8 protein-coding genes are annotated in these 7,090 nt (G+C 71.7%); 3 read left to right on the top strand and 5 right to left on the bottom strand.

Annotated features, from left to right (window positions below):
- Positions 1 to 668, top strand: a 668-nt coding sequence (locus AB0I67_RS43065) for a hypothetical protein (protein ID WP_357936780.1), incomplete at its 5' end; no start/stop codon positions are given.
- A gap of 302 nt (positions 669 to 970) precedes the next feature.
- Here AB0I67_RS43065 and AB0I67_RS43060 read toward each other — a convergent pair.
- Positions 971 to 1,447, bottom strand: coding sequence for a hypothetical protein (locus AB0I67_RS43060; protein WP_357936778.1), 477 nt, complete (start codon positions 1,445 to 1,447; stop codon positions 971 to 973).
- 130 nt (positions 1,448 to 1,577) lie between these two features.
- Between AB0I67_RS43060 and AB0I67_RS43055 the strand changes: the two genes are divergently transcribed.
- Together AB0I67_RS43055 and AB0I67_RS43050 are read left to right on the top strand one after the other, a co-directional pair.
- Complete coding sequence (locus tag AB0I67_RS43055; RefSeq protein ID WP_357936776.1) at positions 1,578 to 1,802, top strand: hypothetical protein; 225 nt, start codon at positions 1,578 to 1,580, stop codon at positions 1,800 to 1,802.
- 365 nt (positions 1,803 to 2,167) lie between these two features.
- On the top strand, positions 2,168 to 3,190 hold the full coding sequence (locus AB0I67_RS43050; RefSeq protein ID WP_357936774.1) for a hypothetical protein: 1,023 nt from the start codon (positions 2,168 to 2,170) through the stop codon (positions 3,188 to 3,190).
- A 139-nt stretch (positions 3,191 to 3,329) separates the two neighbouring features.
- Here the strand turns inward: AB0I67_RS43050 and AB0I67_RS43045 are convergent, their stop codons facing one another.
- The 4 genes from AB0I67_RS43045 to AB0I67_RS43030 form a co-directional block, all read right to left on the bottom strand.
- A complete protein-coding gene (locus tag AB0I67_RS43045; protein WP_357936772.1) occupies positions 3,330 to 4,688 on the bottom strand; it encodes a hypothetical protein in 1,359 nt (452 codons plus the stop codon).
- Between the two features lie 230 nt (positions 4,689 to 4,918).
- Entirely contained in the window at positions 4,919 to 5,653 is a 735-nt protein-coding gene (locus AB0I67_RS43040) for a hypothetical protein (protein ID WP_357936770.1), read from the bottom strand.
- On the bottom strand, positions 5,650 to 5,865 hold the full coding sequence (locus AB0I67_RS43035) for a hypothetical protein (protein WP_357936768.1): 216 nt from the start codon (positions 5,863 to 5,865) through the stop codon (positions 5,650 to 5,652). The genes AB0I67_RS43040 and AB0I67_RS43035 overlap by 4 nt, the downstream gene beginning before the upstream one ends.
- 2 nt (positions 5,866 to 5,867) lie before the next feature.
- Entirely contained in the window at positions 5,868 to 6,782 is a 915-nt protein-coding gene (locus AB0I67_RS43030; protein WP_357936766.1) for a hypothetical protein, read from the bottom strand.
- Positions 6,783 to 7,090 lie beyond the last annotated feature (308 nt).

The raw sequence follows: 7,090 nt of genomic DNA, 5'->3' as shown, positions 1-7,090 counted from the left end.
CGCCCAGGCCTGCCAGGTCACGGTGGGGCAGGCACGCGCGGCGCACGGAACAGGAACCGCCGAACAAGACGGTGCGCATGCCGCACCCGGGCGGCAGCCATGAGCCTTGCTCGCAGTCGGTGCGTCCCCCCACGGTGGTCGTCCGTCCGCCGCGACTGCTCAAGGGCGGCATGCCTGCCTTCCTGCCCGTTCTGCGGCGCGTTGGTCGTCAAGGCGGCTTCGTCGTGGTGTGCCACCCAACGTGTACCCAACGGCGACCCAACAGTGAACGTCTAGCCTGCGCCGCAAAGAACGATCTGAGGGAGTTGCTCGTGACCAATCGCAAGATCAGTCGCCTGGGAATGGCCGCACTCGGTGTGACCGCGGCCGTGGCCAGTCTCACCCTGACCACGCCTGCCCAGGCCAGCACGCAGAGTGCAGCGCTGGTGGTCTACTCCTGCAAGTACGACGCGAACGTGCGGTACAACCCGTACATCCGGCCGGACAACATCGCCTACACCTGCAGGAAGGGGACCACCATCTATCCGGACTGCTACCTCTACATCGGTGACACGGTGAACGGCAGCAAGCTCTGGTACAGCCTCAGAAACCGTCACGACGGCACGGGATTCTGGATTCACTCCAGCCAGGTCTCGCAATCCGGTAGCGGCGGCCTGGGCCGCTGCTGACGCCGGGTGCGTCAGCGCCGCTAAGCCCTGGCTCGTCATCCCGTTCGGCGCGAACGACGAAGCCGCGCGCAGCGTTGTGACGGTGGCGGTCTTGGTGAGGGTGATGGTCCCGGCGGTCCGGCCGGGCCATCACGGCGTGGGACGGCGGTCGGTAGGTGGTCGTGGTGGCGTCGACGGTCTCGATCGCGGCGATCAGGCGGGCGCCGAACCGGGGCGCGAGCCTCCTGCCCGCCGGGCGGTGCGGTTTGGTGCCGCCCGGCGGATGCCGTCAACCGCGTCGCCGCATGAGGGGGCTCCTGCGGTCAGAAGCGGGTGATCTTCGGGACGGCCTGAACCATGATCCGCCCGTGGGTGAACCACAACGTCGGCCCCTGGTCAAACTCCTGGTAGCAGCGCAGTTGCACCAGTCCGGGTTGCGTCATCGTGACAGCTACCCCGAAGGACAGGGCGCCCCACCCTCCCGGAACGTTGTTGGCCAGTTGCATACCCGCGTTGGGGTTGGGCTCGTTGGGCAGCTTGATGTCGCAGCGGGCTCTGCTCGCCTCGGCCGGCCTGTCCATCTGTTCGAAGTCGGTGTCGGCGTGGATGGTGTAGGAGCCGGCCGCGGGAAGCGTCACCGAGGCGACCACGACGGGGGCGGCGCCTGGCCGGTGTACGCCTGAGCCCTCGTCGTAGAACACCTCGCCCGGCGTCGCAGTGAGCGCGTCGTCGGCGGTCGCGGATCCGGTGATGGCGATGCCGGCGAGAGCGACGGCTGCGAGGAACGCGATCTTCTTCATGCTGGGGACGGTATGGAGCGCGTCTTGGACGCGGGTTGTGTCCGGCTTGAGCGACGGCCCGCACCTTCAGTGTGATCGGGCCGCCCCTGCCCGGTGCGGGGCTGTTCGGGGGGTAACGTACGATCACCGAATGGTGTTCGATTCGCCCACCGACGACCGCTTCCTGTCGGCACCTGAGCCACACGACAAGGGAGAATGCCGGCACTGCAACGTCCACATCGAGGCGTTGCCGGTGCCGCACAGCGGCGCGATCTATTGGGCGGCGACCATGCCGCAGGACGGCGTGCTCCTCCCGAACGAGTGCCCGGGCCTACCCCGCGGGGAGACGTCTTTCGGCCGGCACGAACCCGCCTAGAAGCGATCGACCGCCTTAGCCACCGTGGCGTTCGCATTCTCCGGGAGCGTATCCGCACCCAGATGCCCACGATGCGGCCGGCACAGCCGACCGCATCTCCCTCCCCCACGGATCCGGTCGCAGCGCCCAGGTGATCGAGAGCACCCCTCCGGCCACACCAGCCCTTGAATATGCAGCCAGGCCTCGGGTGATCGCGGGAGGGACGCGCTCGGCCGGCTCAGTCCGCCTCCAGCCCCTCCCGCCATAGCCGCTCGGCCTCCCCTACCTGCCCCTGGTGGACCAGTAGGCCGACCAGCTGGCAGATCTGCCATGAGAGGGGGTTCGGGCCTGCCGGTCTGTCGGACCCACCTGCCAAGGTTGCCCGTGTGAGCACCGAACCCTCCACATCCGCCAGAGCGGACGTGCACGTAAGCCACCACCAGATGCTGGTCAACGACCAGCCGGGCGCCGAGCACCCGTCCCACGTCCCCAACGGACTGACGGCGTCGGCCCCCGGAGCGGCGGTGATCCTGACCGGCATCCACACCGGACTCGTGGACGTCACGGTGCAACTCGCCGACGCTCGCCCTGCCAGCACGGCGCAAGGTTGGGATGAGGTGGAGGAAGTGGAGCTGATCAGCTTCACGGGCGAGACCCGAGTGGCGGGCCTCATGGGCCACCTGCCGCAGGCTCTTCCCAACCTCACCCCGCACGGGCCCGGCCGCTACGGCATGCGCGTGCACGCCCGCGGCCGCGACATCGATCCCAGCGCCGTGCCGAACGTGCCCTTCGAGTTCTACCTGCTCACCATCTGGCCCATCGAGGTGGGGCCCAAGGCGTGCGCCAAGCTCGGCGTAGGCGTCGCGCACGAGCTCGGACTGCCGGACAAGAGCGCCGAGATCAAGCGCTGGGCCAGGGAGCACGCGCGGCCGGAAAGCGAACCGGGACGCATCGCCGCAAACCTCAAGCCTGCCCTGCCCACGCCCGTCATGGGCAGCGCTCAGGCGAGCGAACATCGATTGCGGATCGCCAACCCCTACCAGGAGCCCGCCGTCGAACCGGCCTTGCCTGAGGGCTTGGTCGCCGCCGCTGCGGACGCGGTGGTCATCAGAACGCTCAAGGGCCGGGGCGTGGTGGGGGTGCACGTGCGGTGGGATTCGTCCAGGCCTCGCAGGCCCGGCTCCGGCTGGGAGGAGGAGCAGGAGACCGAGTTCGTCACGACGACCGGCATCATGCAGATCGCCGGCATGCACACCCATGACGGAGCGCCGCCCCCGAACCTGACCTACCAGGGCGCCGGACGCTACGGTCTGCGCGTCCATGGGCGAGCACGGCCGGGTGGCCGGTTGTCGAACCGGCCCGGCGAGTCGTACCTGCTGGTGGTGTGGCCGATCGCGCTCGGAGCCTGAAACGCCCGCTATCCCACGCCCTGCCACATCTCCCAGCCGATCCTTCATCGGCGGTAGCTCTCCCCACCTTCGACGGCTTGCGCGCCAAATCCCTCCTAGGGCCCGGCGGTACGGCCGGGCCTTAGGGGCAGGCGGGAGGTCAGGAGGCGTCGAGGGCGGTGATGGCTGCGATCAGGCGGGCACCGAGCCGGGGTCGGGCCTCGTCTGTCTCTTTGTGCAGCGTGTAGTTGTACGGGCCGCCGGCGGACCCGTCGACGCCACGGGCCGTGTCCAGGTGGCCGCGCGTGATCCCTGAGATGTTCTCGCGCGTGGTGTCGGCGTCGGCCGGTCGGGCGGCGAGCGCGCGTAGCGCGGTGACGCTCTGCGAGACGTCGTAGTGCTCATGCAGCGGACTGGCCTGGGCGGCGGCCGGGAGGGCACCGGGTGAGAACAGGCGCTCCAGGACGTCGGCGGCCAGCTCCAGCAGCGGCGGCGGCAGCGGCTTGTTGTGGTAGGCGAGGGTGGACAGGTGGCTCTGCAGGTCGATGACGACTTCCTGGCGCTGGGAGCAGACGAGGATCCAGTCGGCCAGGGTCATGGTGGGGTCGTCGGCCGCCATCTCGATCATCGTGCAGGCGATGCGCCAGCGGCGGGCCAGCCGCTCGTGGGTGGGCACATACGGTGCTCCGGGCTGGGTGGGGGTCTCGTGCAGGATTTCGACCACCTGCAGCCGGTCGGCGGGCAGGTAGTGGGCCAGGTCGACGTCGGAGGAGGTCTTCCAGGTGGTGGTGACGGGCCAGCCGGCGCGGCCGTCCTGCTCCAGGCGCAGCACCTGGCCGGGGCGGTAGCGGGCCGGCTCGTCGGCGTAGGGGCTGGTGGTGGCGGTCTCGCGGGTGACTACGGCCAGGGCCTCGCGCCGCCAGTCCTGTCCGGCGATCTCGGGGCCGGCCGTGCCGTACTGGAGGACGGGCGCGGTCACCACGGGGACCGGGGCCGGGATCGGCACGACGTGCACCCGGCACCGGCGCTCGCGGCGGTTCAGGGCCCAGCGGACGCGGTCGGCCAGGTGGGCCAGCCGGTCGGCGGTGATCTCGGCGGGCGGTGAGCCGGAAGCGGGCACGGCGTTGCCGGGGCCGTCCTCGAACAGCAGGCGGGCCAGCAGGATGGCGGTCTGAGCGTGGCTGTGCGCGGGATGGACGAGCACCGCAGGGCAGCGCGGCACGACGTACTGCCACTGTGCGAGCTCGGTGGCGATGGCGTCCAGGTCCTCACGCTCCAGGCCCGCCGCTGCGCGCTGGTCCTGCTCGGCGCCGGGCGTGAGGTGGACCTGCAGCCAGACCGCACCGGTAGCGACCGGGACGCCGGGCCTGGCCGCCGCGGTGGCGGGCGGTTCGCCGGCGGATCGGTCGGCGGCGGCGAGCTGGCGGGCGGCGACGTTGTACGGCACGCCGTGTGCGGCCATGTGCTCGCGGATCTCGCGGGAGCGGGCTCGGCGGCCCTGGGACGGGGTGTGGCTCATGACGGTCCTCCAGCGGAGTCCCACGCCCTCCGCGAGGTCACCAGGTCATGGCTCGCGTCAGGGGTCGTACGGCGCGCTGCGTCGGAGACGGCTTGTCCTCGGTCGCCCGGGCGGTGACGGCGTGGGCGTCGGTGCCGTGGGCTCGGAGTCGGGCAGGCGCGCTGCCACTGCTGGCCAGCGTAGGCGGCGCCCCCGACAATGTCAGCTCCTCGGTTACTCGAGGTCGCCGGTTACTCGAAAGCGCCGGCGACGAACATGTCCAGGCCGTCACCTCCGGCGGCACGGACCTGGAGCGCGCACACGTGCCGGTAGGCGGCCGCCTGGCTGGCGGTCAGCTCCAGGTCGGCGGCGGGTGGGCAGGCGGCGATCGCGGCCGCCAGCTCGCGCACCGGGCCGTCCCACTCGGCGTCGGGTTCGGCTGCGAGCATCGCCGCGATGCGGGCGACCGTCTGGTGCAGGTCGCCGGCCTCCAGGTCGTAGGCGGCCGCGGCCTGGTCTGCGGCGTCGGCGATGTCGGCGGCGGCGGGATGGCCGGGGTCGGCCAGCACCCGGGTCAGCACCTGGGCGAGTGCGGTCAGGGTGTCGGCGTCGTCCTGGTCGACGTCGATCGCGCGCAGCGGGGCGAGCTCCATGCTGCTGCCCGGCGGCATGCCCCAGCGGCGGTCGATGACGCGGGCGTACTGGCGGCCGGTCAGCCCGGCCTCGATCGCGGCTTGGCCCTGCGCGGTCTGCACGGTGACGCGCACCCGCTGCCAGGCGGCCAGGGCTCGCCCGCCGGCGAGCGGGGCGGGCAGCTCCAGCGGGACCAGGCCGCGTTCGGCGTCGGCGGCCGGGTCGGCGGCTTCCCAGCGGGTCAGGGTGTCGAGCCAGTCCTCGACCGCCCACAGCTCGCCGGGCGGCGGGGCTTCGGGGTCGACCGTGTCGAGGACGAGCACCAGGCGCTTGCCGGTCTTCGGGTTGATCATCGCTGTCCTCCGCGGTCGGTGGTGTGTCGGTGGGCGGCGCGGCGGTCGCGCTCGTCCAGGGCGCCCAGCTCGGCGGCGGCGTCCAGGAAGGCGAGGCGCTCGTCGTACGGCAGCGCCTGGAAGGCGGGTGAGCCGAGGATGGCCTGCTGGTCGGCGGGCGGCAGCCGCCGGAACAGGCCGGCACTGATCCGGGTCCAGTTCAGGCGGTCCATGCTCAGCCGATCCAGACGTTGCAGTGCGCGCACCAGTCCCGGGCACTGGCCACGTCGGGAAAGACCCGGTACGGGCCGTAGATCGCGTGCGGCCAGCGCTGCTCGTGCGCGGCGGCATGCTCCTCAGGGCTCTGCACAGCGGCGATCGAACGCAGGTGGGCGTCTTGGGCGCGGTAGTCGGCGGCGCTTTCGCGTTCCTCGGCCGCGTACTTGCGGGCGTCGCGCACGGGGCGGCCGCCGACGCCGCCTTCGGTGGCCACCTGCTCCCACAGCGCCGCCCGGCGCTCGGCGATCTCGGCCATCAGGTGCGGCGGTGGCCCCATGAACTCATCCCGCAAGGCTGCGGACCGGTGGATGAGCGAGCCCATCAGCTCGGCCAGCGGGTCCATGCGGACCATCCCGCCCGATACCGGCCGCTCGCTGTCGCTGCCGGGAGGCTCGCGGCCGTCGGCGGCCGCGTGGGCCAGGGCCCACCGGTCGAGGTAGGCGGCGGTCTCCTCCGGCCTCGCGGTGCCGTCGGGCATCCGGGAGCCGACGTAGGTCTGCAGGCCGCCGATGCCCCACATCTCCTCGATGACCAGGGGCCGGCTCAGCGCCTTCTCCCACTCCTCGACCACGGCGGCGAACCGGGAGTGCGCGGACTGTTTGGTGATGTCGAGCTGGGCGCCGATCTCCTCCCAGGAGATCCCGGCCTCACGCTGGGCGATCACGGCCCGCTCCAGCACACGCTGGGCCTGGCGGACCATCGCGGCGGCGTCCTCGACCGCGTTGTCGGGCCGGTGGTAGATGGCGACCCGGGACGTGGCGCGCTCGGCGAGCTCCTGGGCGGCGGAGGCCAGGGCGAGCTGGGCCAGGGACTGGTTGGTGTAGGGGGCCTCGCCGGTGCCGGCGGCGGGGTCGTGAGGGTTGGGCGTCATATCAGCACCTCCACCGTCAGAGTAGGCCTGACAATCATGTTTGTCAGTCCTATTCTGACAATCGGCCGTGTTTGGTGTGTGAGGCGTGTATGAGGCGAGTGGGAGATGGGTCCACAGCGAGGCGGCCAGGCGAGCGCCAGGCGGCTGGGGCACCCCCGCCGCTGGGAAGGCGCCGCGGGTAACGACAGACGCTGCAGCGGCGATGAGGCGATCATGACAACAGGCGACACGGGCGGCTGGGCGCCGGTCGGGTCCGGCGGCTTCGGCCGCGGGGCCGGCCGGGGCGCCACCGGAGGATTCTGTCCGCC

The sequence above is a fragment of the Nonomuraea sp. NPDC050310 genome, assembly GCF_040655795.1.
Lineage (GTDB): Bacteria > Actinomycetota > Actinomycetes > Streptosporangiales > Streptosporangiaceae > Nonomuraea.
This window is presented reverse-complemented; position numbering and strand designations above follow the sequence as displayed.

Coding starts and splice junctions, on each gene's coding strand:
- AB0I67_RS43060 (WP_357936778.1), bottom strand. CDS start 1,447: ATGAAGAAGATCGCGTTCCTCGCAGCCGTCGCTCTCGCCGGCATCGCC.
- AB0I67_RS43055 (WP_357936776.1), top strand. CDS start 1,578: ATGGTGTTCGATTCGCCCACCGACGACCGCTTCCTGTCGGCACCTGAG.
- AB0I67_RS43045 (WP_357936772.1), bottom strand. CDS start 4,688: ATGAGCCACACCCCGTCCCAGGGCCGCCGAGCCCGCTCCCGCGAGATC.
- AB0I67_RS43040 (WP_357936770.1), bottom strand. CDS start 5,653: ATGATCAACCCGAAGACCGGCAAGCGCCTGGTGCTCGTCCTCGACACG.
- AB0I67_RS43035 (WP_357936768.1), bottom strand. CDS start 5,865: ATGGACCGCCTGAACTGGACCCGGATCAGTGCCGGCCTGTTCCGGCGG.
- AB0I67_RS43030 (WP_357936766.1), bottom strand. CDS start 6,782: ATGACGCCCAACCCTCACGACCCCGCCGCCGGCACCGGCGAGGCCCCC.